The sequence below is a fragment of the Nonomuraea purpurea genome (assembly GCF_042650645.1).
Taxonomy (GTDB): domain Bacteria; phylum Actinomycetota; class Actinomycetes; order Streptosporangiales; family Streptosporangiaceae; genus Nonomuraea; species Nonomuraea purpurea.
In genome coordinates this window covers 404,589-429,985 of sequence record NZ_JBHSBI010000004.1, presented here as the reverse complement: position 1 = coordinate 429,985, position 25,397 = coordinate 404,589, and the positions used below count along the sequence as shown (strand labels likewise).

The 25,397-nt window shown below is 70.5% G+C and carries 23 protein-coding genes and 1 riboswitch; of the genes, 14 read left to right on the top strand and 9 right to left on the bottom strand.

The window, feature by feature from the left end:
• The first annotated feature begins 104 nt into the window (after nucleotides 1-104).
• Nucleotides 105-1,301, top strand: a complete 1,197-nt coding sequence (locus ACFOY2_RS10895; RefSeq protein ID WP_379527832.1) for a L,D-transpeptidase — start codon at nucleotides 105-107, stop codon at nucleotides 1,299-1,301.
• 184 nt (nucleotides 1,302-1,485) lie between these two features.
• On the opposite strand, the gene trpD is transcribed toward ACFOY2_RS10895, so the two are convergent.
• Both trpD and ACFOY2_RS10885 read right to left on the bottom strand, forming a co-directional pair.
• On the bottom strand, nucleotides 1,486-2,535 hold the full coding sequence (trpD, locus tag ACFOY2_RS10890; RefSeq protein WP_379527831.1) for an anthranilate phosphoribosyltransferase: 1,050 nt from the start codon (nucleotides 2,533-2,535) through the stop codon (nucleotides 1,486-1,488).
• A 7-nt stretch (nucleotides 2,536-2,542) separates the two neighbouring features.
• Complete coding sequence (locus ACFOY2_RS10885; protein WP_379527891.1) at nucleotides 2,543-2,941, bottom strand: hypothetical protein; 399 nt, start codon at nucleotides 2,939-2,941, stop codon at nucleotides 2,543-2,545.
• Between the two features lie 208 nt (nucleotides 2,942-3,149).
• Between ACFOY2_RS10885 and ctaE the strand changes: the two genes are divergently transcribed.
• From ctaE to qcrB, 4 genes are read left to right on the top strand one after another with little or no spacing between them, the layout of a single operon-like run.
• The gene (ctaE, locus tag ACFOY2_RS10880; protein ID WP_357805819.1) at nucleotides 3,150-3,803 is read left to right on the top strand and encodes an aa3-type cytochrome oxidase subunit III; all 654 of its coding nucleotides are present in this window, start codon (nucleotides 3,150-3,152) and stop codon (nucleotides 3,801-3,803) included.
• A 14-nt stretch (nucleotides 3,804-3,817) separates the two neighbouring features.
• Nucleotides 3,818-4,630 carry a cytochrome bc1 complex diheme cytochrome c subunit gene (gene qcrC / locus ACFOY2_RS10875; RefSeq protein WP_379527830.1) on the top strand — a complete coding sequence of 271 codons (813 nt, stop codon included), beginning with the start codon at nucleotides 3,818-3,820 and terminating at the stop codon, nucleotides 4,628-4,630.
• The gene (gene qcrA / locus ACFOY2_RS10870; protein ID WP_379527829.1) at nucleotides 4,627-5,739 is read left to right on the top strand and encodes a cytochrome bc1 complex Rieske iron-sulfur subunit; all 1,113 of its coding nucleotides are present in this window, start codon (nucleotides 4,627-4,629) and stop codon (nucleotides 5,737-5,739) included. The genes qcrC and qcrA overlap by 4 nt, the downstream gene beginning before the upstream one ends.
• On the top strand, nucleotides 5,736-7,403 hold the full coding sequence (qcrB, locus tag ACFOY2_RS10865) for a cytochrome bc1 complex cytochrome b subunit (protein ID WP_379527828.1): 1,668 nt from the start codon (nucleotides 5,736-5,738) through the stop codon (nucleotides 7,401-7,403). The genes qcrA and qcrB overlap by 4 nt, the downstream gene beginning before the upstream one ends.
• Nucleotides 7,404-7,493: 90 nt before the next feature.
• On the opposite strand, the gene ACFOY2_RS10860 is transcribed toward qcrB, so the two are convergent.
• Both ACFOY2_RS10860 and ACFOY2_RS10855 read right to left on the bottom strand, forming a co-directional pair.
• Complete coding sequence (locus ACFOY2_RS10860; RefSeq protein ID WP_357805824.1) at nucleotides 7,494-7,781, bottom strand: Lrp/AsnC family transcriptional regulator; 288 nt, start codon at nucleotides 7,779-7,781, stop codon at nucleotides 7,494-7,496.
• 17 nt (nucleotides 7,782-7,798) lie between these two features.
• Nucleotides 7,799-9,523: a DEDD exonuclease domain-containing protein gene (locus ACFOY2_RS10855; protein ID WP_379527827.1), complete on the bottom strand. Its 1,725-nt coding sequence runs from the start codon at nucleotides 9,521-9,523 to the stop codon at nucleotides 7,799-7,801.
• 133 nt (nucleotides 9,524-9,656) lie between these two features.
• Between ACFOY2_RS10855 and ACFOY2_RS10850 the strand changes: the two genes are divergently transcribed.
• The 3 genes from ACFOY2_RS10850 to ACFOY2_RS10840 all read left to right on the top strand — a co-directional run bounded on the left by ACFOY2_RS10850 (nucleotide 9,657) and on the right by ACFOY2_RS10840 (nucleotide 14,235).
• On the top strand, nucleotides 9,657-11,159 hold the full coding sequence (locus ACFOY2_RS10850; RefSeq protein WP_379527826.1) for a serine/threonine-protein kinase: 1,503 nt from the start codon (nucleotides 9,657-9,659) through the stop codon (nucleotides 11,157-11,159).
• Nucleotides 11,149-12,603, top strand: a complete 1,455-nt coding sequence (locus ACFOY2_RS10845) for a serine/threonine-protein kinase (protein ID WP_379527825.1) — start codon at nucleotides 11,149-11,151, stop codon at nucleotides 12,601-12,603. The genes ACFOY2_RS10850 and ACFOY2_RS10845 overlap by 11 nt, the downstream gene beginning before the upstream one ends.
• Before the next feature lie 78 nt (nucleotides 12,604-12,681).
• Complete coding sequence (locus tag ACFOY2_RS10840; protein ID WP_379527824.1) at nucleotides 12,682-14,235, top strand: hypothetical protein; 1,554 nt, start codon at nucleotides 12,682-12,684, stop codon at nucleotides 14,233-14,235.
• 213 nt (nucleotides 14,236-14,448) lie between these two features.
• On the opposite strand, the gene ACFOY2_RS10835 is transcribed toward ACFOY2_RS10840, so the two are convergent.
• Genes ACFOY2_RS10835 through ACFOY2_RS10825 form a run of 3 tightly spaced genes read right to left on the bottom strand, consistent with a single transcriptional unit; the run spans nucleotide 14,449 to nucleotide 16,690 of the window.
• The gene (locus ACFOY2_RS10835) at nucleotides 14,449-15,975 is read right to left on the bottom strand and encodes a PH domain-containing protein (protein WP_379527823.1); all 1,527 of its coding nucleotides are present in this window, start codon (nucleotides 15,973-15,975) and stop codon (nucleotides 14,449-14,451) included.
• Nucleotides 15,972-16,466: a PH domain-containing protein gene (locus tag ACFOY2_RS10830; protein WP_379527822.1), complete on the bottom strand. Its 495-nt coding sequence runs from the start codon at nucleotides 16,464-16,466 to the stop codon at nucleotides 15,972-15,974. The genes ACFOY2_RS10835 and ACFOY2_RS10830 overlap by 4 nt, the downstream gene beginning before the upstream one ends.
• A complete protein-coding gene (locus ACFOY2_RS10825; RefSeq protein ID WP_379527821.1) occupies nucleotides 16,463-16,690 on the bottom strand; it encodes a hypothetical protein in 228 nt (75 codons plus the stop codon). The genes ACFOY2_RS10830 and ACFOY2_RS10825 overlap by 4 nt, the downstream gene beginning before the upstream one ends.
• Nucleotides 16,691-16,800: 110 nt before the next feature.
• On the opposite strand from ACFOY2_RS10825, the gene ACFOY2_RS10820 reads away from it, so the two are divergent.
• Both ACFOY2_RS10820 and ACFOY2_RS10815 read left to right on the top strand, forming a co-directional pair.
• The gene (locus tag ACFOY2_RS10820; RefSeq protein ID WP_379527820.1) at nucleotides 16,801-18,024 is read left to right on the top strand and encodes a sensor histidine kinase; all 1,224 of its coding nucleotides are present in this window, start codon (nucleotides 16,801-16,803) and stop codon (nucleotides 18,022-18,024) included.
• A gap of 37 nt (nucleotides 18,025-18,061) precedes the next feature.
• Nucleotides 18,062-18,709, top strand: a complete 648-nt coding sequence (locus ACFOY2_RS10815; protein WP_379527819.1) for a response regulator — start codon at nucleotides 18,062-18,064, stop codon at nucleotides 18,707-18,709.
• Here the strand turns inward: ACFOY2_RS10815 and ACFOY2_RS10810 are convergent, their stop codons facing one another.
• On the bottom strand, nucleotides 18,710-19,771 hold the full coding sequence (locus ACFOY2_RS10810) for a phosphotransferase family protein (protein ID WP_379527818.1): 1,062 nt from the start codon (nucleotides 19,769-19,771) through the stop codon (nucleotides 18,710-18,712).
• Between the two features lie 144 nt (nucleotides 19,772-19,915).
• Between ACFOY2_RS10810 and ACFOY2_RS10805 the strand changes: the two genes are divergently transcribed.
• Nucleotides 19,916-21,238, top strand: coding sequence for an NYN domain-containing protein (locus tag ACFOY2_RS10805; protein WP_379527817.1), 1,323 nt, complete (start codon nucleotides 19,916-19,918; stop codon nucleotides 21,236-21,238).
• Between the two features lie 234 nt (nucleotides 21,239-21,472).
• Here the strand turns inward: ACFOY2_RS10805 and ACFOY2_RS10800 are convergent, their stop codons facing one another.
• On the bottom strand, nucleotides 21,473-22,549 hold the full coding sequence (locus ACFOY2_RS10800) for a LysR family transcriptional regulator (protein WP_379527816.1): 1,077 nt from the start codon (nucleotides 22,547-22,549) through the stop codon (nucleotides 21,473-21,475).
• Between the two features lie 71 nt (nucleotides 22,550-22,620).
• Here ACFOY2_RS10800 and ACFOY2_RS10795 point away from each other — a divergent pair, with 71 nt between their 5' ends.
• The 3 genes from ACFOY2_RS10795 to ACFOY2_RS10785 all read left to right on the top strand — a co-directional run bounded on the left by ACFOY2_RS10795 (nucleotide 22,621) and on the right by ACFOY2_RS10785 (nucleotide 25,394).
• Complete coding sequence (locus tag ACFOY2_RS10795; protein ID WP_379527815.1) at nucleotides 22,621-23,313, top strand: class I SAM-dependent methyltransferase; 693 nt, start codon at nucleotides 22,621-22,623, stop codon at nucleotides 23,311-23,313.
• Between the two features lie 289 nt (nucleotides 23,314-23,602).
• Nucleotides 23,603-23,767: riboswitch (cyclic di-AMP (ydaO/yuaA leader) on the top strand.
• Nucleotides 23,768-23,966: 199 nt separating this feature from the next.
• Complete coding sequence (locus tag ACFOY2_RS10790; protein ID WP_379527814.1) at nucleotides 23,967-24,365, top strand: C40 family peptidase; 399 nt, start codon at nucleotides 23,967-23,969, stop codon at nucleotides 24,363-24,365.
• Between the two features lie 465 nt (nucleotides 24,366-24,830).
• Nucleotides 24,831-25,394 (top strand): hypothetical protein, encoded by a 564-nt coding sequence (locus tag ACFOY2_RS10785; protein ID WP_379527813.1) that lies wholly within the window; start codon nucleotides 24,831-24,833, stop codon nucleotides 25,392-25,394.
• Nucleotides 25,395-25,397 lie beyond the last annotated feature (3 nt).

Genomic DNA, 25,397 nt, shown 5'->3' with positions numbered 1-25,397 from the left:
TTCTTTACCAGTGCTCCGATGTGGTGATTCGATCACTCAGGGTAGTAATGAGAAGTCTGCTATGCGGACTGCCGCTATAGGCACGACTGTTTAGGGAGTCACACGTGGGGCGTGTTGCGTATGGATCGGCCGGTCTGCTGGCCTTGGCACTGCTGACGGCGTGCTCGGCGGAGGACCCCGACGGGGTGGCGATGGTCGGCCAGAAGGCGCCAGAAGCCTCTGTGTCGTTCTCTCCGGCCGACAAGACCGCAAACGTGCCCACGGACCAGCCCCTGGTCGTGGCGGCCCAGGGGGGCACGCTCAAGAGCGTACGGGTGGACGGGGGCAAGTCCGGCCCGCTGAAGGGCGTGCTGAGCGAGGACGGCACCCGCTGGCGCAGCCTGGGCACCGCCAGGCCCGGCACCGTGTACAAGGTCACGGCCGTCTCCGTGAACCCCGAGGGCAAAGAGGGGGAGCGGAGCAGCACGTTCTCCACGGTCAAGGGCGGCAAGACCTTCGACATCAAGACGGTCACCCCGAACAAGGACGACACCGGCCTCACCGTCGGGGTCGGCATGCCCGTCATGATCACCTTCGACAACCCGATCGCCGACCGGGTGTCCGTGGAGCGCAACCTCATCATCCGCAGCTCCAGGCCGGTCGAGGGGGCCTGGCACTGGTTCGACGACACGCACGTCGACTTCCGGCCGCTGGAGTACTGGCCTGCGCACACCAACGTCCGCCTGGAGGCCAAGCTGGCCGGCGTACGCGGGGGGCCGCAGATGTTCGGCAAGCGCGACGTCAAGCTCGACTTCAAGATCGGCCGCTCGCAGATCACCAAGGGCAGCACCGACAACCACGTGCTCACGGTGCGGCGGGACGGCAAGAAGATCCGCACCATGCCGATGAGCGCCGGGCAGGGCGGGCAGTGGAAGTACTACACGACCTCGGGCGTCCACCTGGCGATGTCGCGCGAGCCCGTCACCGTCATGACCTCCCCGGGGATCGGGCCGGGCTCTGCCGGGTACTACCAGCTGACCGTCTACAACACCGTGCGGATCTCCAACAGCGGCGAGTACGTGCACAGCGCGCCGTGGTCGGTGGGATCGCAGGGGAACTCCAACGTCAGCCACGGATGCGTGAACATCAGCCCGGAGAACGCCGTCTGGTTCATCAAGAACACCCTGATCGGGGATCCGATCATCATCACGGGGTCGCCGCGGAAGCTGGAGCCCACCAACGGGTGGGGGCACTGGCAGGAGGACTGGAAGCAGTGGCTCAAGTGGAGCTCGCTGAAGGACGGCCCCACGATCACCTTCTGACAGGAACGGCGGGCCCGGGCCTTTACCACGCCCGCTCGCCCCTCCTCGTACCCCGGCTCCTCGACCGCCGCCAAGGGACTCGGGCCTTCACAACGCCCGTTGGCTTCCTGGCCGTACGTCGCCCTGACCTGGTCGCGGCCGCATGACCCGGAGCCGTAGGCGTTCGGCTCCGGGGTGCTTGGGGTCAGGAGGCCGGGGTGAAGGCGGCGCTGGTTCGGATCCAGCGGTCGAGGGTGGCCGAGGCCGCGCCCGAGTCGATCGCCTGGGCCGCCCGCGCGTACGCGTCGGCCATGGCCGAGTCGAGATCGTCGCCGAGTCCGTCGAGGGCCACCAGGGCCGCGGCCGCGTTGAGCAGGACGGCGTCGCGTACGGGACCCGTCTTGCCGCCCACCAGGTCGTGCACCGCCTGGGCGTTGAACGCCACGTCGCCGCCCCGCAGCGCGCCCACGTCGGCGCGGGGGATGCCGAGGCGGGACGGGTCGAAGGTGGTCTGCGTGGCGGTGCCGTCCTTGACGACCCAGACGGTCGAGGTGGTGGCGATGGTCAGCTCGTCGAGCCCGTCGTCGCCGCGGAAGACCAGGGCGGACACGCCGCGTTCTGCGAAGACGCCCGCCAGGACGGGCAGCATCCGGGCGTCGAAGACGCCGATGGCCTGGGCCGAGGGGCGGGCGGGGTTGGTGAGCGGGCCGAGGAAGTTGAAGACCGTGGGGACGCCGATCTCCTTGCGCGGCGGCCCGGCGAAGCGCAGCGCGGGGTGGTAGACGGGGGCGAAGCAGAACGCGATGCCCGCCTCGTGGGCCACCTGGGCCGTCTGCGCGGGCGTGAGGTCGAGGCGGATGCCCAGGTGCTCGAGGACGTCGGCGGCCCCGCATGAGGAGGAGGCGGCGCGGTTGCCGTGCTTGACGACGCGGGCGCCCGCCGCGGCGGCCACGACGGCGGCCATCGTGGAGACGTTCACGGTGTGGGCGCGGTCGCCGCCGGTGCCCACGATGTCGACGACCGGGCCGTCGACGCTCAGCGGCGTGGCCAGCTCCAGCATCGTCCGAGCCAGCCCGACGACCTCGGCCACCGTCTCGCCCTTGGCCCGCAGGGCGATCGCGAAGCCCGCGATCTGGGCCGGGGTGGCGGAGCCGGACATGATCTCCCGCATCGCCCAGGCCGTCTCGTCAGAGGTCAGGTGCTCTCCGGACAGGAGAGCGGAAAGCAGGGCAGGCCAGGTCGTCCGGGAGTCCATGGGGCACCTACTTGGCGTTGAGACGGGTGGCGGAGCGGCGGCGCATCAGGTCGGCCACGGTGTCGGCCACGACGATGGGCTCAAGGGGCTGGGAGACGACGGCGTCGGCCTTGGACCAGTCGGCCAGCCAGCGGTCGTCGCGCCTGGCGATGATCAGGCAGACGGGAGGGCAGTCGTAGACCTCGTCCTTGGCCTGGCGGGAGACGCCCATGCCGCCCGCGGGCTGCGTCTCGCCGTCGAGGACGGCCACGTCGATGTCGCCCGAGCCCAGCCACTGGTGCACCTTGGGCTCGGTGGCGCACTCCACGATCTCGACGAAGGGCACGTCGGCCGCCGGGCGCCTGCCGATGGCCTGGATCACCTCGGCCCTGGTGGCGGCGTCGTCGCTGTAGACGAGGACCCTCATCGTGTCGTCGGTGCTCCCAGAGGACGTCACTGTCGCGCTCACTATCGGTCGTAGCGGTATTGTCACAATGGATCGTACCGGTGCGTCGGCGTGCAAACCCAGGCCGCCGGGCCTGCGGGGCGTTTTGTGCTGATTATCCCAGGTTGGTACGTGGTTCGCGCCTCCTAACGGGGGGTCGTGCGCCGGACCGACCACCGGAGCCGCAATAATGCTGCCCGTGGCGACAGCATCCGCAATAACTTCGACGACGACAGCACAGTCGTACCGCAGACCCAATCTGGTCAGCGTCGGTACGATCGTCTGGCTGTCCTCCGAGCTCATGTTCTTCGCGGCGCTGTTCGCGATGTACTTCACCATCCGGTCGGTGAGCATCGGCAAGGGCCTCGAATGGGGTCCCTCGCTGCAGAAAGCGGGCATGGAGCTCGCAGAAGGCGCTCACCTGAACATCCCGTTCGCGACGGCCAACACGATCATCCTGGTTCTGTCGAGTGTGACGTGCCAGCTCGGCGTGTGGGCCGCGGAGAAGGGGCAGGTCGGCAAGCTCCGCTTCTGGTACATCGTCAGCTTCATCATGGGCGCGGTCTTCGTGGCCGGGCAGCTGTACGAGTACATTGAGCTGGCGTCAGAGGGCGCGACCTTGTCCGCTAACGCCTACACTTCGGTGTTCTACCTGACGACGGGCTTCCACGGCCTGCACGTGACCGGTGGCCTGATCGCGTTCCTGTTCATGCTGGGACGCACGTACGCCGCGAAGCGCTTCACGCATGAGCAGGCCACCAGCGCGATCGTCGTGTCCTACTACTGGCACTTCGTTGACGTCGTCTGGATTGGTCTTTTCGCGACCATTTACATCATTCGTTAAGGAACGGGATCTCTGTGACTAGGATCACCGCTTGGAGGCGGCATCCCCTCGCGAGATATGCCGTCCTGATTTTGGCGTTGGCGCTGGTCGGGACGGCATACGCGGCCTTTGTCCAGGCGGGCAAGCCTGCCGACGCCGCGTTGGCGGCAGGCAAGGTCGACGACGTGGCCGCAGGCAAGAGCTTGTTCGTCAAGCACTGCGCGAGCTGCCACGGCATGAACGCCGAGGGCAGGACCGGCACGGCCCCCACGCTCATCGGTGTCGGAGCCGCCGCAGTCGACTTCCAGATGAGCACCGGCCGCATGCCCGCGTCCAACCCCGGACCGCAGGCTCCCCGCAAGCCTCTGCCCCACTGGGTCAACGAGACGACCACCAGGCAGATCGCCGCCTACGTGCAGTCGCTCGGCGGCGGCCCGCAGGTGCCGGGCGCCGAGCAGGTCGACCCCAAGCTCGGCGACGCCGGCAAGGGCGGCGAGCTCTTCCGCGCCAACTGCATCCAGTGCCACAACTGGGTCGGCGCCGGTGGCGCCCTCACCCAGGGCAAGTACGCCCCCAACCTCAATGAGGCGACCCCGACGCAGATCTACGAGGCGATGGTCACGGGCCCGCAGGCGATGCCGGTCTTCAACGACTCGACGATCACGCCGGAAGAGAAGCGCAGCATGATCGCCTACATCACGCAGGTGCGCGAGCAGCGCGACCCGGGAGGTTTCGCCCTCGGGCGCATCGGCCCGGTCACCGAAGGCCTCGTGGCGTGGATCGTGGGCATCGGCGCCCTCGCCCTCGCCGCCATCTGGATCACCGCGAAGAAGCGACACAAGCCATGACAGACAACGAGCACGAGATCGAGCAGCCGGACGAGCGCGTCCCCAAGCGCGTCATCGGCACCCCCGCGCCGGGCACCTCGATGCTCGGCACCGCGGAAACCCCCGAGGCCGAGCGCGAGGTGCCGGGCGTCACGTTCCCGGACGAGGCGAAGGCCCGCAAGGCGGAGAAGATCGTGGCGCTCTGCTTCACGATCACGTTCCTCGCGGCCATCGCGTTCATCATCTCCTACGTGGTCTTCCAGGTGGGCAGCCCGGAGGCCACCGGCACGTCCAACCTCGCGTTGGGCACCTCGCTGACGGTCGCGATCCTCGGGCTCGCGGCCGGCATCGTGATCTGGGTGCGCCAGATCATGCCGAAGTACTCCCTGGTCCAGGAGCGCCACCCGATGGCCTCCGCCGAGGAGGACCGCGAGGTCGTCGCCGACACGTTCGTCGACGGCGCCAACGAGAGCGGCTTCGTCAAGCGCAAGCTGTTGCGCCGCACGCTGCTGCTGGCCGCCGCGCCGCTGGGCCTGGTCCCGGTGGTGCTGCTGCGCGACCTGGACAACAGCAAGATGCCGGCCTCCCAGTTCAACAAGACGCTGCGCCACACGGTCTGGGGTGAGAAGACCAAGGAGGGCAAGCCGCTCAGGCTCGTCGTCGAGGGCACGGGCCAGCCGATCCGCGCCGCCGACTTCAACTCGCCCGGCGGCATCCTGTCGGTCGTCCCCGAGGGCTACCAGCACGACCTCAACGCCCTGGCCAAGGCCACGCTGATCCTGATCAAGTTCCGCCCCGAGGAGATCAAGAGCGGCGTCAGGCAGAACTGGATCCACGACGGCATCGTCGCCTACTCCAAGATCTGCACCCACGTGGGCTGCCCCGCGGCCCTGTACGAGCAGAACACCCACCACATCCTCTGCCCCTGCCATCAGTCGACGTTCGACGCCGCCGACGGCGCGAAGGTCATCTTCGGCCCGGCCGCGCGGCCGCTGCCGCAGCTGCCGATCACGGTCGACGCCGAGGGCTTCCTCATCGCCCAGGGAGACTTCAACGTGCCCGTCGGGCCCAGCTACTGGGAGCGCGGCGACGCCGAGGCCGAGGCGAGGCAGAAGGGAGGCCAGGCATGAGCGCCGAGCTGAACACGGTGCCCAAGGGCATCGCCGGGCCCTCGAACTTCCTCGATGAGCGCCTGGGCGGGGCCAGCTTCCTCAAGCGCAACATGCGCAAGATCTTCCCCGACCACTGGTCGTTCCTGCTGGGGGAGATCGCGCTCTACTCGTTCATCATCCTGCTGCTGACCGGTACGTTCCTGACGTTCTGGTTCAAGCCCAGCATGGCCGAGGTCGTCTACGACGGCTCGTACGCGCCGCTGCGGGGCGTCATGATGTCGCAGGCCTACGCGTCGTCGCTGGAGATCAGCTTCGACGTCCGGGGTGGACTGCTGATGCGGCAGATGCACCACTGGGCGGCCCTGCTCTTCGTGGCCGGCATGATGGTCCACGCGCTGCGCGTGTTCTTCACCGGCGCCTACCGCAAGCCGCGCGAGCTCAACTGGATCATCGGCGTGCTGCTGCTGACGCTGGCGCTGGCCGAGGGTCTGACCGGCTACTCCCTCCCCGACGACCTGCTGTCCGGCGCCGGTCTGCGGATCACCGAGGGCGTGGCGATCTCGCTGCCGCTGGTCGGTACGTACATCACGTTCTTCCTGTTCGGCGGCGAATATCCGGGTGAGGATGTCGTCTCCCGGTTCTACGCGCTGCACATCCTGCTCATCCCGGGCATCATCCTGGCGCTCGTGACGGCCCACATGGTGCTCATGTGGGTGCAGAAGCACACCCAGATGCCCGGCAAGGCACGCAGCAACAAGAACGTGGTGGGCGCGCCGTTCTACCCGGCCTTCATGGCCAAGGCGGGCGCCTACTTCCTGTTCACGCTGGCCGTGGTCTCGGGCCTGGCGACGTTCACCCAGATCAACCCGATCTGGCTGTTCGGCCCCTACACCCCGGCCGACGTGTCGGCGGGTTCGCAGCCCGACTTCTACATGGGCTTCCTCGAAGGCGCGCTGCGCCTCATGCCGGCGTGGGAGATCAACCTCTTCGGCGCCTCCCATGCGGGCACGCTGCCGCTGAGCGTCATCATCCCGGCCCTGGTGCCGATGGGCATCATCATGACCGGGCTGGCGCTCTACCCGTTCATCGAACGCTGGGTGACGGGCGACCACCGCGAGCACCACGTCGCCGACCGGCCGCGCAACAACCCGCACCGCACCTCGATCGGCATGTCGGCCATCGCGTTCTACGGCGTGCTGTGGCTGCTGGGCGCCAACGACGAGATCTCGGCGTTCTTCCACATCAGCCTCAACTGGACGACGTACGCCGGCCGCGTGCTGGTCTTCGCCGCTCCGGCGCTGGCCTACATGATCACCTACCGCATCTGTCTCGGCCTGCAGCGTTCCGACGCGGCGGTCACCGGGCACGGTGTGGAGTCCGGTGTGATCAAGCGGCTGCCGCACGGCGAGTACATCGAGGTCCACACGCCGCCGGCGGAGGACATCCAGGCCCACGTCAAGGGCAAGGAGCCGGTGGCGATGTTGCCGGTCGCCGAGGACACCGAGGGCATCCCGCCGAAGGGCATGCGCGGGCCGCTCGGCAAGCTGCGCGCGCGTATGTCGAAGGCCTACGGCGGGGAGAAGATCCCGCTGGAGAGCGAGCACGGGCACGGGCACGACGAGGAGGAGCCGGCCGCGATCGGCTCCGGCGGCGGTGAGGACCGCGGCAGCCTCAGGCACTGACCCCTGACGCGACACGGGCCCGGACGAGAATCTCTCGTCCGGGCCCGTCGGCGTCGCGCGGGACGCGCCGCCTCGAATGGAGGGGCGGGGTCAGTCGGCTTCGGGGAAGCCGATGGAGAAGGCCGCGTCCAGGTCGTGCTTGGAGTAGGCGCGGAAGGCGATGTGAGTCTCGGTGTGCAGCACCCCGGCCACCTTGTTGATCCGCCCGGGGACCACCTCGGCGACCTCCTCGTAGGCGGCCACCCGCACCATGGCCAGCAGGTCGTACTCGCCGGTTATGGAGTAGACCTCGCTGACACCGTCGATCTCGGCGATCGTCTGGGCGACCTCCGGGATCCGGTCTACCTCGGTATTGATGTGGACGATAGCCGTGACCATGGAGCAACTCTATCGTTTCACCTCAAAGGTCGCCCCTCCCGACCGCGCGACCGATCGAGGTGCCGGTATGCCAGGTCGATCCTGGCCTTGTGCCGGGCGGCCCCCTGGGCGGGCAGGCTCCATTCGCCGTCGACCTCCACCAGCCGCACCCCCGGCGACTCCAGCCAGCGCAGGATGCACTCGGTCTCCTCCGCGCTGGCCGCGTGCACCGGGCCTGGACCGGGCAGGACGACCTCGGCGGTGGCGGTCAGCGAGGCCACGAAAGGGGTCGGGTGGGTGCCCTTGCGCATGACCCCGGCCGCCGCGAGCCGGCCGTACCGGACGACGTGGATGTCCCAGCCGCCCCCGAACGCCGGGCTGGCCGCGACGAGCTGCGGGATGCGCGTGATGGCGCTCAGCCGCTGCATGCGGGCCGCCGCGCGGACGAAGGCGGCCAGCCTGTCGCGGTCGACGGAGGCCTCCTCGTAGCGCTGCTCGACCGACAGCCGCTCCATGCGGGCCGACACGGCGGAGAAGACGAGCCCGGCGTCGAGCGTCATGGCGCGGCGGGCGCTTTCGACGTGGACGGCGTACTCCTCCTGGCTCTCCCCGCCCTCGCACGGCGCTCCGCAGCGGCCCATCTCGCGCAGGACGCAGGCCGCGCGCCGGGTGCGCAGCGTGATCGGCTGGGTGCACTGGCGCAGCGGGACGGCCTCGTGCAGGGCGATGCGGGCGTCGTCGGCCATGCGGGCGCTGGCGAAGGGGCCCAGGTAGGTGGCGCCGTCGTCCTTGACCTCGCGCACGATCGACAGCCGGGGGAAGAGGTCGGTCGTGAGCTTGAGCCAGACGACCTTCTCGGGGAAGCGGGAGCGGCGGTTGTAGCGGGGCTTGGCGCCGCCGATCAGGCGCAGCTCCCTGACCTCGGCCTCCAAGGAGGTCGAGCAGACGATGTGGCGCACCCGCTCGGCGATGCCGATCATCTCGCGGATGCGCGGGCGGGTCTCGCCGGCGGTGAAGTAGGAGCGCACGCGGTTGCGCAGGTTGGTGCTCTTGCCGATGTAGAGGACCTCGCCGCGTTCGTCCTCGAAGAGGTAGACGCCGGGGGCGTGCGGCACGGAATCGGCCAGATGGCGCTTGGCCTGCTGCTCGGGCGTGGGGGCGCGGACGAACGACTTGAGCTCTTCGAGCGTGTGGACCTGGAAGGACCCGGCCCGCTCGATGAGCCCGTGGAGCACGTCGACGGTGGCCCTGGCGTCCTGCAGGGCACGGTGGCACGGCTCGGTGGGGCTGCGGAAGAACCTGGCCAGCGTCGACAGCTTGGCGTTGGGGATCTCGTCGCGGGTCAGCACGCGGCGGGCCAGGTCGACGGTGTCGACGACGGGGTTGGACGGCGGGGGATAGCCGAGGCCCGCGCAGGCGGCCTTGACGAAGCGCGTGTCGAAGCTCGCGTTGTGGGCCACCAGCGTGGCGCCGCGGATGAACTCCAGGAAGCTCGGCAGCACCGCCTCGATGCGGGGCGCGGCCACGACCATGGCGTCGGTGATGCCGGTCAGCACGGAGATGAACGGCGGTATCGGCCCCCCGGGGTCGACCAGCGTGGAGAACTCGCCGAGCACCTCGCCCGCCCGCACCTTGACCGCGCCGATCTCGGTGATCGCGTCCTCCGCGGGCGCGCCTCCGGTCGTCTCGAGGTCGAACACGACGAACGTGACGTCGCTCAGCGGCGTGCCGAGCTCGTCGAGAGTGCCTTGAACCGGATCCACGAACCAAGACCATAGAGAGGGTGACCGACAGGAACGCAAGATCCCCCGCCCGACGGGAACGCGTCGGCGCGGGCCATGCCGGTCGATGGGGATCTGTTTAGCGGATGCCCCAATACTGGCTACCCTCTCCCTTATGTCCTCGGGAAGACTCGCCGGCCGCTACGCGCTCCTGCGCCCTCTGGGTGCCGGTGGCATGGGGAAAGTGTGGCTGGCCAGGGACGAGATGCTCGACCGCGAGGTCGCGGTCAAGGAGCTCACACTGCCCGAGGGCATGTCGCCCAAGGAGCGTGCCGACTCGGTGACCAGGGCGGTGCGCGAGGCGCAGGCCACCGCGCGGCTGCGCCACCCCGGCATCGTGGCGCTGCACGACGTGGTCGTCGAGCAGGACCGTCCGTGGCTGGTGATGGAGCTGCTGCGGGGCCGCACGCTGGCCGAGACCGTGCGCGACTTCGGGCCCCTGCCGCCCGCCCACGCCGCCAAGGTCGGCGCCGACGTGCTGGAGGCGCTGTCGGTCGCCCACGCGCAGGGGATGCAGCACCGCGACGTCAAGCCGGGCAACATCTTTTTGACCGAGAGCGGCCGGGTCGTGCTCACCGACTTCGGCATCGCCAGGCAGGAGGGCCAGGCGACGCTCACCGAGCAGGGCCTGATGATCGGCTCGCCCGGTTTCATCGCGCCGGAGCGGCTCGAAGGCCACCCCGGCGGGCCGGCCAGCGACCTGTGGTCGCTCGGCGCCACGATCTACGTCGCGCTGACCGGCGCCCCCGCCTACTCGGGCTCGGCGGCCCAGCGGGTGCGCGCCACGCTGACGCAGCCCGTGCCGGTCGCCTCGGGGCCGCTGGGGCCGCTGCTGTCGGCGATGATGGCTGGCCGGCCCGCAGCCCGTCCCGATCCGCGCATGGTCGTGCAGGCGCTGCGGCAGGTGGCCTCGGGCGGGCCGGCGCCGAGGCTGCAGATCAGCCAGGACGTGACCGCCCCGAGCCGGGTGCCCGGGCGCGGCAGGGTCGTCGTGTGGGTCGCCGCGGCCACGGCGGTGGTCGTGGTCGCCGCGGTTGCGGTCTTCTTCGTGCTGCGCGGCCAGAGCGCGGGGACGCCGGCGGCGTTCACGGCGCCCATGGACGTGTGCACGCTGATCAGCGCGGAGGAGGCCGGCAGGCTGCTGCGTACGCAGAATCCGCCCAAGGGGCAGCCCGACGCCGACGACGAGGGCCCCAAGTGCGGCTGGCCGATCCAGGGCACCGGCATCGGCCTGCAGGTGCAGAAGGACTCCGACACCGTCGATCCGTGGTCCATGACGCCGGTCTCCGCTCACGCGCTCCTCGAAAGCCAGAAGCGCTGGTGGAACAAGTACGACGAGCTCACGTGGACCTGGCCGGAGATCGGCGTGAAGGACAAGAGGAAGGCCACCCGCACCCCGGTGCACCCGGTCGCCGGCGTCGGTGAGGAGGCGTTCGGCTTCGAGCTGAAGGGCCCGACGGGCCGCATCCACTCCGCCCACGTCTACTACCGGCTGGCCAATCTGGTGGTCGGCGTCGAATACTCCACCCTCGCGGAGAGGCCGACCGACGAGGACATCAGGCAGTCGGCCCTGAGAGCGGCTCAGGCGAGCGTACAGGCGTTGCGCGATGCCGGGTGACCTCTACCTCCTGGCAGGCCGTTACCGGCTGATCGAGCGGCTCGGACAGGGTGGCGCCGGCACCGTGTGGCGGGCGATCGACGAGATCCTCGACCGGCAGGTCGCGGTCAAGCAGGTGCGGGTGCCGGAAGGGCTGACCCCGCGCGAGCGGGCGGAGTTCGCCGACCGGGCCATCCACGAGGCCAGGTCCGCGGGCCGGCTGCGTGACCCGGCCATCGTCGTGGTCCACGACGTCGTCCTCGAAGGCGACCAGCCGTGGATCATCATGGACATCGTCTCCGGCCGTTCGCTCGACAAGGTCATCAGGGAGCAGGGGCCGCTGCCGCCCGCGTTCGTGGCGGCGGTCGGGCTGCGCGTGCTGTCGGCGCTGGAGGTCGCCCACACGCACGGCATGCTCCACCACGACGTCAAGCCGGCCAACATCCTGCTCGAGGCCGACGGCTCGGCCATGCTCACCGACTTCGGCATCGCGGTGCCGGTGGGCGGCGGCCACAAGTTCGCCGGCGCGGGCTCGCCCGGCTACATGGCCCCGGAGCGGCTCAACGAGCAGCCCTCAGGACCGGCCTCCGACCTGTGGTCGCTCGGCGCCAGCCTCTACACCGCCGTGGAGGGCAGAGCGCCGTTCGAGCGGGAGTTGTCCGCGGCGGTGGTGGCGGCGGTGCTGCTGCACGAGCCGCCGTTCCCGGCCAGGGCGGGCCGCGAGCTCGGCGGTCTGCTGGTGGCCATGCTCGCCAAGGACCCCGCGGTCCGGCCCACGGCCTCCCAGGTCCGCCAGGTGCTGACCGGCCTGGCCGGCGGCGCTCCCGTGCCGCGTTCCGCCACGGGGAAGCGCCGGTGGCTGCTGCCCGCCGTGCTGGCCGCCGTCGTGGCGCTGGGCGCGGGCGGCTGGTACGCGGCGGGCGCGCTGCGTGGCGGGCCGGAGACGGGCAGGTTCGTCACGGCGCCCGACCCGTGCGAACTGCTCGGCGACGCCGACGCCGCCCGGCTCATGAAGGGCCGGCCTGACCCGGACAGCGGCCGGTCCAGGCCGGGCGAGTGCCAGTGGATCATCCGCGACCAGGGGCAGAACCGCCGCCTCGTCGTCCGCGTCTGGGCGGAGAAGCCCAACGGCGACCTCAGCGGCCCCCAGGTGGCGGAGCGTCGCTTCACCAGCGAGAAGAGCACCCGCGGCGCGGCCGAGGGCGCGGTGTCGCGCGACGCGCGCGGCAAGGTCGGCGACGTCGACGGAGTGGGGGAGTCGGCGATCGTCCAGAACGCCTTCAGGTTCTACCTGAACTCCAACGAAACCGGAACTTCCGACAGCATCCTGCTGTTCCGGACAAGTAATCTGCTCGGCGAGGTGATCTGGCGCCGTGAGGACGTGCCGGCCTCGGCTCCCGAGGACAAGGCGCCTGCCGAAGCGGTCGCCCGCCTGGTCTCCCAGGCGCTGTCCAGGTCAAATTGATCTATCGCGCTGCAAGCACCTTGCAAGGGGTGTGACTAGCATGTTTTCCCGCAAGTCAGGGCAACCCCAGGAGTCCCCGTGAATCCCGGTAGCGAGTACGAGCCGCCGACCAACCCTTACCGGGTGCCGGGCAGGCAGTTCGAGCCACCGATGAAGCCGCCTGCCCAGCCGCCGACCCTGCCTTCCGGCCTGGCGCCCGGCATGCCGCCTCGGCCCGGGCGTCCCGCGTGGGTGCTGCCCACGCTGGCCGCCGCCCTGGTCGTGCTGGTCGCGGCCGGCGGCGTGGGAGCCTACCTCGTCTTCGGCGGGGTCTCGGGCTCCGGCGCGCCGCCCGCGTCCGGGCCGAGCGGCGAGCGCTCGTCCCCGCCCGCGGCCGCCAAGGCCACGGGCCCCGACGTGTGCGCCATGCTGCCCCGGGAGGAGGCCGACCGGCTGGTGCCGGACGCGACTGTGTCCAACTCGGCCAGGGACGGCGACTACACGGTCGACTTCAGATGCAACTGGACGAACCAGCGCATCTCATTCGGCGAGTTCTGGCGGTCCAGGGAAGTCGACGTGAAGATCTCCCAGCACAAGGGCGACGGGCCCAAGACCGGCAGGGCGGTGGCGCAGAACTCCTTCGAGAGCGACTACCGCAGCGGCAAGTACGGCGCGACCGCCAAGCCCTCGCTCGACCCCGACGAGAAGGAGTACATCTCCCCGGTCAAGGACGTCCAGGGCGTCGGCGAAGGCGCGTTCGCCCAGTACACCTGGCGCCGCGACGGCAAGCTGCTGTGGTACGCCTTCGGCAAGGCCGTCGCCCGGGTCGGCGACATGACGATCGAGATCAAGTACCAGGCGGGCCAGCAGCGCAAGGACGCCCAGATCCTGTCCAACGAGAGCATGCAGTCGGTCACGGAGGAGAACGCGCTGCGCGAGGCCGGCTCGCTGGCGGGCCAGTTCGCCAAGGGCGTGGCCGCCTGGCAGGCGCGCTACCCCGGCGTCCTGGCCCAGCCGCCCTCCTCGACGGCCACGCTCTCGCCGAGCGCCAGGCCGACGCCGTCGCCGACCGCGCTGGCCGCCTTCCCCGCAGAGTGCGGCGCCATCACCGATGTGGCCACGCGGCTGGTGCCCGAGCCCACCACGCGAGCGCGCGGCATGGAGGACGGCCCCGACAGCCAGACCGAGTGCCGCTGGCTCAACCTCGAGCTGCCGGGCGGCGAGGGCAAGAAGAAGATCCGCAGCGTGCTGATCACGGTCCACCGCTTCGCCAACCGGGCGGGCGCGGCCGACGAGCCCGCCGCCAAGGCGTACTACGCCAGCGAGTACGGCCGCGACAAGAACACCGCGGACTCATCGATCGGCGGCATGACCTGGGGCGGACTGGTGGACGTCAAGGGTCTGGGCGACCAGGCCTACCAGCAGTTCGTACGGTCCAGGCACGGCGAGGTGTCGGCCTCCAGCGCCTCGGTGCTGATGCGCGAGGGCCCGGTCGTCGTCAGCGTCGACTTCTCCGGCCACCAGCGGCCCGAGGACGAGCCGACCAACTCGCCGAAGGTCGAGTTCATGGCCGAGAAGGAAGCGGTGGACGGCGTCATGACGGCGGCGAAGGCGTTCATGGCCCAGCTCGGCAAGCAGCCGGCCGGCAGTTAGAGGCACACGCGTGGCGGCGGCGTCGGAGGCTCTCCTGCGCCGCCGCCACGCGTGTGCGGACCGTCATCCTGGCTGGTCACCCCGGTCGGCGGTTAACGCGGCTGCAACCCGGCTGCAAGCGGGGCAAATACCGTGGGTCTTGTACGACATTGAGCCGCGAGATCATGTTTGTCCAGTACAGGGGCATGGGCAAGCCACGGGGGATCCCGCGGCTCATTGCCGTGCGGGCATCCCATCGCGGACCAGGAACGGCTCCAGCAGCCCCGGCACGGCCCGCGCGGCCAGGTCGAGCCCGTCACCGCGGCCCACGTCCACCACGTCGTAGCGGCCCTTGCCCGCGGCGGTGGCGGCCGAGACGGTCAGCAGGCCGGAGCGGCGCTGGAAGTACGACTCGCTGAACGTCCAGCCCGAGATGCCCCGGCGCTCCAGCGCGATCGTCCGCCGCGCCACCGCGCCCCTCCTGGCGAGGAGATGACGCTCGCCCAGCGCGTGCCCGAGGCTCGCCGCGCCCGCCACGGCCGCCCAGAGCCCGGCAGGCAGCGCCACCGCGGGGATCAGCCAGAGCCAGGGCACGGGCAGCAGCAGCGTCGCGAGCGCGGTCGCCGCGCTCAGCACCGCGAACGTCGCCAGCGCCCGCACGATCCGCCGTCTCCCGGCCGCGCGCGGATGCGGCGCCAACCCGGCGAAGACGGCGGGGGAGACCCCGGCGATCCTGGCGGCGACCTGCGCGGCCAGGGCGCGGGGGACCGGCGGGGTGAGCGCGGCCACGTCCTCGGTCTCGTGCTCGCCCGCCTTGCCGAGCCCGGTGGCGACGGTCTTGACGCGCGCCCCTCCGCCCATCCTCAGCAGCAGCGGCTCGCTGAGCTCGACCCCGCGCAGCCTGCGCTCCTCCAGCGTCAGCGAACGGACCGTCAGCAGGCCGCGCCGCAGCCGGAGCCGGCCGGGCTCGCGTTCGAGCCGGTAGCGGGCCCACGACTCGGCGAACAGCAGGGCCGCGCCGAGCGCGCCGGCGACCGCGTTCACGGCCAGCAGCAGCGGGATCGCGACCAGCGGCTGCGCCGTCACCCAGTCCCACAGGCCGCTCGCCGCCCGGCCGGCCAGCCCTTTGAGCCCGAAGGAGCCGAGCACCTTGTAGACCCCGCCGAGCAGCAGCGCGGCACCGGTGAACGTCCACACCGACAGCGGGGCGTACCTGATCCACGACCAGCGCAGCTCGGCCAGCGGCCCGTCCTGCGGCGCGGCGCGCTCGTGCTCCTGTCGCAGCAGCGTGCGGCGCAGCGCCTCGGCCTCGTGCTTGGACAGGGGGTCGAGAACCAGCTCGTCGCCCTCGCCCGCGTGCTCGCCCGTGCCGATTTTGACCACGGTCAGCCCGAACGCCCTGCACACCGGATCGGCCCGCAGGTCCACGCTGCGCACCCGGTCGCGCGGGATCGAGCGATGCTGACGGACGGTGATGCCGGAACGCAGCTCCAGGCGTTCCCGGGTCAGGCGCCAGCGCGTCGTACGGAGCCTGGCCCCGTCATAGGCCAGCATGGCCGCCACGATCAGCACCGCGGCCCCCGCGCAGGCGGCGACGATCCCGCCCACCGGCCAGTCACCGCCCAGCAGGAGGCGCAGCAGCCCGGCCACCGCGCCGGCCACGATCACCAGCGACTTGACCCCGGAGGCCCACAGGCTGCGGCCGGACAGCGGGGCCCAGCCGGCGTCCCCGACCTCCTCGGCCGAGGGCGGGCCGCTCACGTCGCGTCCCCTGGCGTCGCCTGTGTGATCGCGGTCAGGCGTTCGGCCAGCTCGGCCGCCAGCTCGTGATCCAGCGCCTCGATCTTGATCGCCCCCGCGGACGAAGCGGTGGTCACCGTGACGTCGGCCAGCCCGAACAGCCGCTGCACCGGCCCCCGCGCGGTGTCGACCCGCTGGATCCGCGACATCGGGGCCACCTTCCAGGTGTGCGTCAGCCACCCCTTGCGCGTGTAGACGGCCTGGTCGGTGACCTCCCACCGCTCCACCCGGTAGTAGGCCCTGGGCGCGACCAGCGCGAGCGCCACACACCCCGCGGCGAACACCGCCACCCCCGCGCCCAGCAGGACCGGCCGCTCGGTGAGGATCCAGTACGCCGCCACCGCCGCGGCGGCCACCGGCACCATCAGGATCAGCCACTGGACCGTCCACCACGGGACCGCCCTCGGGTCGGCCTGGTTGCGCGGCGGGCGCAACCCGGTGGTCGCGTTCACTGCTCCTCCTCCGTCCTGCCCAGCGACCCGGCCATGCCGATCAGCACCCAGCCCAGCACGATCATCACGATGGCCGCGAACACCTCATAGCCATCCAGGAACGGCAGGAGGTTGACCAGGAGCAGGTCATGCGCCCACCGCCACCATCCGAGCAGGGTGTTCACCAGGCCGGCCACTCCCTGCAGGAGCACCAGCCAGCCGAGCACCTTGACGAGCTCTTTCATGACTCCACAGTGGCGGGACGGGCCCCGCGCCCGCGTCGGCCCTAGGTCTGCGGCGACACCGACTTTGGTCGGTGTCGCCGCGCCCCCGGCAGGGCTTAACCTCGGTGAACGTGACACGACCGCGGGGAGAGGGCGCCACGGGCGAATACCGGTGGGCGCTGCCGTCGGTGCTGCTCGGAGACGGCCGCGACGGACGCCGGGTGCACCGCTCGACCCGCGACTGGATCGTCGACATCGTCATGTTCCTGCTGGCCAGCGGCCTCACCCTGGTGACCCTGCCGGAGATCCAGGACGAACCCGAGCCGCTGATCGCCCTGGAACAGGTCATGGGGGCGCTGGCGTGCATCGGCGTGTGGCTCAGGCGTCGGTGGCCGGTTGGGCTTGCGGTGGTGACCGCCGTGTTCTCGGCCTTCCTGGAGCTGGTGGGCGGGGCGTCGGTGGTGGCGCTGTTCACCGTGGCAGTCCACCGGCCGTTCAAGATCTCCGGGCCGGTCGTGCTGCTGTCCCTGGTGACGCTGGCTCCGTACATCATGCTCAGACCGCCCGACGACATGAGCCCAGGGGCGGCGGCGGTGCTCACGTCGGCCATCGTGCTGACCGCGTTCGCGTGGGGCATCGTCATCCGGGCCAGGCGGCAGCTCGTCTGGTCGCTCAGGCAGCAGGCCGCGACCGCGGCCGAGGACGCCAAGCGGCTCGAACGCGAGCGCATCGCCAGGGAGATGCACGACGTGCTCGCCCACCGCATCTCGATGCTCAGCCTGCACGCGGGCGCGCTGGAGTTCCGCTCGGACGCGCCCCCCGACGAGATCGCCAGGACCGCCGGGGCCATCAGGACCAACGCCCACCAGGCGCTGCAGGACCTGCGCGAGGTGATCGGCGTGCTGCGCCACACCGGCTCAGGCGAGGAGGACCCGGTGCCCGACCGGCCGCAGCCGACGCTCGCCGACCTGCCGGCGCTGGTGGAGGAGTGCCGGCAGGCGGGCATGGACGTCCGGCTCGACCTGCGGGCCGAGGACGCGCCGGAGGGGCTCGGCCGCAACCTCTACCGCATCGTCCAGGAAGCGCTCACCAACGCGCGCAAACACGCGGGCGGAGCGCCCGTGGAGGTCGCCGTCGACGGGGAGCGCGGCAAGGGGCTGTCGGCGGAGGTGCGCAACCCGCTGGCCACGCGCCACGCGCCGCGCATCCCCGGCGCGGGCGCCGGGCTCATCGGGCTCACAGAACGCGCGGAGCTGGCGGGCGGGCGGCTCGAACACGGCGCGACTCCGGCAGGGGAGTTCGTGGTGCGCGCCTGGCTACCGTGGCCTGTGGAGACGACTCGGGAGGGCTCATGAGCGAGCAAGGAATCATGAGGACGACGAAGGAGGTCTCATGATCAAGGTGCTGATCGTCGACGACGACGCGATGGTACGCGCCGGGCTGTCGATGATCCTGGGCGGCGCCGGCGACCTCGAGATCGTCGGCGAGGCGGGCGACGGGTCCGAGGTGGCGCAGAAGGCGGCCGAGCACCGTCCCGACGTGGTCCTGATGGACATCCGCATGCCCGGCGTCGACGGGCTCACCGCCACCGAGGCGCTGCGGCGCACGGCCACGCCGCCCGAGGTGATCGTGCTGACGACCTTCCACGCCGACGCGCAGGTGCTGCGGGCGCTGCGCGCGGGCGCGGCCGGGTTCCTGCTGAAGGACATCGCGCCGGGCGACCTGGTGCAGGCGATCAGGAAGGTGGCCGCGGGCGAGCCGATCCTGTCGCCGGTCGTGACGCGGCAGCTCATCACGCACGTCTCCGACGGCGGGGCGGGGGAGCGCACGCAACGGGCGGCGAAGCTGCTCAGCCGCCTCAGCGAGCGCGAGCGGGAGGTGGCGCTGGCCGTGGGGCAGGGCAAGTCGAACGCCGAGATCGGGCGGACGCTGTACATGAGCGTGCCGACGGTCAAGGCGCACGTGTCGCGGATCCTGACCAAGCTCGGCCTCAACAACCGCGTTCAGGTCGCGCTGCTCGTCTACGACGCCGGCTCGTAGTCAGCCTGTCAGCAGTTCCTCGATGGTGGTGCGGTGCAGCACCAGGTCGTCGGGGTCGTCGGGCATGGGCTGCTCGCCGAAGTGGATCCGGCGCAGCCAGACCCTGGCCATGATGACGCCGTGGCGCAGGGCGGCGTACATCTCGTAGAAGTCCATGTCGCGCGGCTCATACCCGGTCAGTTCCCGATATTTCCGGCAGACGTCGTCGCGGCGCATGAAGTCGGGCATGCCGCGAAGGCCCAGGGCGACCGCGATGTCGTGGAAGAAGCGGTGCAGGAAGATCATCCAGGAGAGGTCGAGCTCGCGCGGGCCCAGCGCGGCCATCTCCCAGTCGAGCACCGCGACCGGCGTGAAGTCTTCGAACATCAGGTTCCCGATCCTGGCGTCGCCCCAGCACAGGACGTCGGGCCCGGGATCGCGCGGCCAGTGCGCCTCCAGCCAGTCGAAGGCCCGCTCCAGGACGGGGACGCGTATTTTCCCGAGCGCCCAGGCGTAGTAGGCGCGCTGGCCGTCCACGTGCGCCCGCAGCCCGCCGCTCCCGTACGGCGCCAGCTCCCGCGCCGTGAAGGCCGCCTGGTGCAGGGCCGCGATGATGCCCACGCTGGCGTCCTGCAGCCTGCGCCGGTCCTGCGACGCCGCGTCGTGCAGCCAGCCCTCGAACGTGTACGGCATGAGATCCGGCGGCACGTCGCCGTCGTGGCGCTCCATGACGAAGAACGGCGTTCCGAGATGTCCGGGATCGGGCTCGAACCAGAGGGCCCTGGGCGCTGGGATCCCAGCTTTTTCCCTGGCCAGCCGCATGGTCTCGAACTGTGTCCGCAGATCGTAGGACGGAAACACCGGAACCGCTTCCGCCGCAGGTGCGAGCCTTGCTACGCAGCGCGTTCTCCCGTCACTCCACGTGGCGGTGAAAAACAGTGTCTCGCTTGACAACCCGTTGGCGGACGGCCTGCGCACTTCGGACACCTCAGCGGGCTCGCCGACCCTGCCGCTGAGCCAGGCGGTCAGCCTTTCCCGCAGTTCTACGAGGTCGCGGGTGGAGGTGCGCAGTTCGTCCGTCACGGTGGGCCTCCCGGGTGAACGCGTGCCCCGGCACAGTCGTATATCGCCGAGCAAGCGCTTGTCTAGTTCCAGGCGGCCGTTACGGTCAGGTACGCGACAGCCGTACCCTTGTCTGAAAGGGCATGTCACGAAGGGACAAGTGGGATGAGTTCAGCGGGTGAAGGCCTGTCTCGCCCGCTTCCTGAACAGGTGCGGCTCAACGTCGTCGACCTGGCCGCCCAGGTCCTCGGGACGATGCCCGCTGTCTCCGTGCCGCCGCCACTGCGCGGCATCGCCAAGTTCGACCCGCGCAAACGGGCCAAACTCGGCAGCGCGCCGATCGCCGCCCAACTCGAGAACGACAAGAAATTTCGCGAACTGGTCGCCGAGTCGGTGGCCGCCGGATGGCCCGAGCTGGTCGCGTCGCTGGCCGAGGGGAACGTCCCCCCGGCAGCCGACCCCGTCCTCGTGGCCGCGGCCGCCTACCTCACCAGGCCGCCGGGCTGGGCCGAGATGATCGAGGCGGCCCGTATGGACCTGGAGCAGTCGGCGGTCGCCGCCGAGGGGTCCGAGCGCGAGGAGGTGGTGACTCGGCTGCGCGAACAGCTCGCCGCGCAGAAGAACGCCGCCAAGGAGGAGGGCGAGCGGCTGCGGGAGCAGATCAAGACCGCCCGAGCCGAGAACTCCGACCTTCGCCGCAAGCTCCACGAGGCCCGCGAACGCGCCAAGGCCGCGGCCCGGCGTGCCGAGGAGATGGAGCGCACCGCCGACGAGGCCCGTTCGGCCGCCTCGGCCGCGGGCAGCGCGGGGGAGGCCGAGCTGCGGCGGCTGCGTGAGCGGCTGGCCGATGTGGAGAAACAGCTCCAGGCCTCGCGCCAGGCCGCCCGCGAGGGCAGGAGCATCGAGGACGCCCGCATCAGGGTGCTGCTCGACGCGCTGCAGGACGCCTCCGCGGGGCTGCGCAGAGAGCTTGCCCTCCCCACGATGATCAGCCGCCCTGCCGACTCGGTCGCCGCGGTCACCGGCGAACGGCCGGGCGTGCGCGGGGTGCCCGCGCGAGCGCTCGCCGACGACGACCCGCAGCTCCTCGACCAGCTCCTCGCGCTGCCGCAGGTCCACCTGATCATCGACGGCTACAACGTCACCAAGACCGGCTACGGCACGCTCACGCTGGCCGACCAGCGCACCCGGCTGATGACCGGGCTCGGTGGGCTGGTGGCGCAGACCAGGGTCGAGGTGACCGTGGTGTTCGACGGCGCCGAACTGAACGCCCCGGTGCAGGTGGTGGCGCCCCGCGGGGTGCGGGTGCTGTTCAGCGAGCCGGGGGAGATAGCCGACGACCTCATCCGGCAGCTCGTCAGGGCTGAGCCGCCCGGCAGGGCCATCGCGGTGGTGTCGTCCGATCGCGAGGTGGCCGAGTCCGTACGGCGGATGGGAGCCAGACCCGTTCCGTCCGGCCTGCTGTTGCGCAGGCTCGGCAGGGCCTAGGAATTGCTCTGAGGGGGTTTTACCCCTGACGCTCTCTTTCGGTTGCCCCCACTCGGCTTTTCGGTCACCCCTACGACCTGGGCTTCCCACCATGGGGCCGACGGCTTTTCGGCTGGCCTTTAGGTCCTTCGCCACGATCGGTAGCGCTACGGACGGTCCCGCGTTTTCGGATGCCGGGCCGGCGTGCGGCGGAGCGCTTGCGGCAGGGCGTTTCAGAGCGGGCTGGGTGTGGGGTCAGGTTGCCGGAGGTGTCAAGAAGGTCAGGAAGGCGGAGACGGCAGGTGGGCGGCTGTCGGCGGGGAAGGTGGCGGCGAGGATGCGGCGAGGCGGGAGCGGAGGGGAGGGACGCAGGAGGCGGATGTCCGGCCGGACGGTTGAGACGCCCGCGATCGACGGATAGAGCATCACCCCAACCCCTGCGGCCACCAGACCCTGACGCCCGGTCCAGTCATCGCAGACGTGGCTGATCCTGGGCGGACCTCCCAACGCTCCCGTGAGCGCCGAAATGGGGCCGAGGCAGTCCGGGTGGGTGCCGTCGATCCACGGGTCCCCCGCGAGATCCCGCAGCCGCACCCGATCCCCTCCCACCGGCCGGTCCCTGACGACCTCCGGGTCCTTTCCCGCTCCCGGGTTTCGCTGGGCCGCTTGGTCTTCTCCCGCCACCGAGTGCCCTCCGGCCATTGGGCCCAGGGCATCGTCGGTCACCGGATCTTCCCCCGCCGGCGAATTCCCTTCGGCCGCCCTGTCCCTTTCGGCCGTCCTGTTTTCGCCGGCCAGGTGGTGTCCGGCCGGCAGCGCCACGAAGAGTTCGTCCTCGCACAGCGGTGTCAGCGTGACGGCTCCTGCCCCCGCCACGTCCCAGGAGGTCAGGAGTGCCACGTCGACCTCTCCGTCCAGGACGGCCGCGCACGGGTCGTGCTCCCCGGACCACACCCTCAGCGACAGTTCCACCGCGGGATGGCGGGCGGTGAAGGCGCGGAAGCGCTCGGGGAGGTAGCGGGTGGCCGCGCTGGGGAAGGCCGAGACCCGGACCCGCCCGGCCGAGGCCGTGGCGAAGGCCCGCAGCCGGGTCTCGAACAGCCGCATCCCCCGCAGCACCTCCCCGGCCTGCTCCAGCGCGGCCGTGCCGGCGTCCGTGGGCCGCACGCCGCGCGGCAGCCGTTCGAACAGCCGCACGCCGGTGTGCCGCTCCAGTGCGGCGATCTGGCGTGAGACGGCCGGCTGCGTCATCGACAGTTCCTGCGCCGCGGCCGAGAACGACCCCAGCCGCCCCACTTCCACCAACACCCTCAAAGACCACACTTCAAGCATGCGTTCAGCTTATGGATGGCATGCCGAACCCGCAGTGGTGCTCATACCTCCATCCGGCCATCCTCGATCGCATGGAGACGATGGACAACCACCAGTCCGCCTGGCTGGACGAGGCTCTGCCCGGCGGGCCGCTGCGGGTGCTCGACGCCGGGTGCGGGCGCGGCGAACTGGCCGCCGAGCTGCTGAGACGCGGCCATGACGTGACGGCGATCGACGTCTCGGCGCAGGCGGTGGAGGCGGCCAGGGCGGCGGGGGTGCCCGCACGGCAGGCCGATCTTGCCCACTACTATGACGCGCCTTTCGACGCGATCGTCATGTCGCTGTCACTGCATCACATGCACCCGCTGGACGCCGTGCTGGAAGGCGTGTCCGCCCTGCTCAAGAGGGGTGGGACGCTGGCGGTGGACGAGTTCGCGTGGGACTGGGCGGACTCGGCGGCGGCCGCGTGGTTCTACGATGTGGGATCGTTGCTGGCCGCCGCCGGACTGGCGGATTTTCCTGGCGAGGCCGTGGACGACCCCGTCGCCCGGTGGCGGGAGGCGCACGTGGATCACACTCCGGCCGCCGACATGCTGGCCGCGATCAAGGATCGGTTCGAAGGAGCAGACCTACGGCGAGAACCGTACTTGTCGCGATATATCGCGGGAAAGCTGACAAATGGCAGCACTGAGCTTGTGAACGGCCTCTGGCGCATCGAACGCGGGCGAATCGCCTCGGGAACGCTCCCGCCCACGGGGTTCAGGTTGGTGGCGCGACAAGTGTGACAAAAGGGGCAAAAAGGACCTGACATGCCCCCTCTGGCGGAAGTGTGAGTAGGGTCACATTTCCATAACGGAGCCTGGGGCTCCAGCAGGGATTTCCCATCTGACTCCACCCTTTATCTGATCTTGACAAGACGTGTCCCGCTTTGCCGATTCGTGACCCGTCGGCGTAGCTTCTGGCGTCGCGGCGACAAGCCATGACGCCGCGAGCCGGCATCGGTCCCCCGATGCGAGACAGATAAAGATCCGCCGGTCACCCGCTGAACATCCCAGGAGTAGCACCCTCGATCAGCGGGCTGACCTGCCGAATCCGTGCAGCCAGGAGGCACGGAGCCGGGGACCCAGCGATCCCGATTTCCCCAGGGATCAGGGGTGAATCGGCGCGAACACCGCGCCGTAGGGCGACTTCCAGGCCCGAATCCGTCAGCTAACCCGGTAGGCGTTCGTGGAAGACATGAGGAGAAATCCTGTCTAAAACCCTGCAGAACCCCCGTCTGTCCCGCTTTGCCCTGAGCGGCGTAGCGCTCACCATGACCGTGGCGGCCGGAGGTCTGGTCCTCCACGCCCCCACGGCTCAGGCGGCGACGAGGAGCGATTCGGCCGGAACCTCGACGGCGGGGGCGGTCAAGACCGCCACCACCTCGAGGACGGCCACGGTGGCAGCGCAGAAGGCGGCCAAGATCGCTCGCCAGAAGGTCAAGGCACGCAAGGCCGTCGCCGTGGCCAAGGACCAGCTCGGTGATCCGTACCGTTTCGGAGGCACAGGACCTGGTTCGTTTGATTGCTCCGGTCTCGTCCAGTTCGCCTGGAAGAAGGCTGGAGTGAAGCTCCCGCGCGTGACGAACAGCCAGTTCGCCCGTATCAGAACCAAGGTCTCCTGGCGGAACCTCCGCCCGGGCGACCTGATGTTCTTCAGCGGGCTCGGCCATGTGGGCATGTACGTTGGCAAGGGCAAAATGATCCATTCGCCGCGGACGGGCGAACGGGTACGCATCGACAAATTGGGCGGCTGGCGCAAGTCATCTTTCGTCGGCGCCGTCCGCCCAGGCGTCTGAAGGCCCCCACCCGAGCATTCTCCCCCGCTCGGGTGGGGCTTTTCTTCTCTTCAAGAGCTTTTCCTTCTTGTACGGCAGGCCGACGGCACGCCACCCCCCGTACGTGCCTCAGGGCCTCCAGGGGGACGCCGTCTGACCCGCACGCATGGCCCGCCGTCACGCCGCGGATGTCGGCCATTCAGGTGGTTCACCACCGTGGGCCGACTACGATCGGGCAGCGTGTCCGAGCAGGTGAGTCGACGAGCGGCGGTGGTCTGCCTCCTGCTTCTCGTCGTTCCCGCGGGTTCCCCGATTCCTGAATCCCCGGTTCTTCCTGCCGAAGTGGGTGGTCTTCGGGGCGATGGTCATGTTGTTGTCCGTGGCCGGAATTCCGTTGTCGTTGGGCGGCGGCGTGGTTCGCTTGATGATTTGGCGCGGCGGGCCGATTTGGCCGGGCGGCGGGTTGCCGCGGTGTTCGGTGGTCCCGTGCGCGCGGTCGTCGTGGTTCCGGCCTCCGCCGAGGAGGCGGCAGGGCTGGCGGGGGTGGGGCGGGTCGACGGGCTGGCCGCGGTGGCCGACGGCGGGCGGGTGATCGTCGTGCCCGAGTACTTCGGCCGGCTCAGCTCCGTCGGGAAGGACGTCGTGCTCGCTCATGAGCTGACCCATGTCGTGGCCGGCACCGAACGGCTTCCGGTCTGGCTCTACGAAGGGGTGGCCGACTACGTCGGTTATCGCGAGTCCGGGTTGCCGGTGAAGGTGGCCGCCGCAGAGCTGGCCGCCGAGGTGCGGAGCGGGCGGCTGCCGAGAGAATTGCCCGGACCTGCTGCTTTTGCGGCTGACGGGCGTGACCCCGTGCGGCTCGCGCGGGCGTACCAGGAGGCATGGATGGCGTGTCGCTTCCTGGCTCACCGCTTCGGTGAGGGGACCCTGGTGAGGCTCTACCGTGATGCCAGGGCGGTCGGCGTAGATCAGGCACTCGCCGCGCTGGGGCTCTCCGTCGCCACACTGACGGCACGGTGGCGCGACTACGTGCGGGAGCAGCTCGGGTAAGGG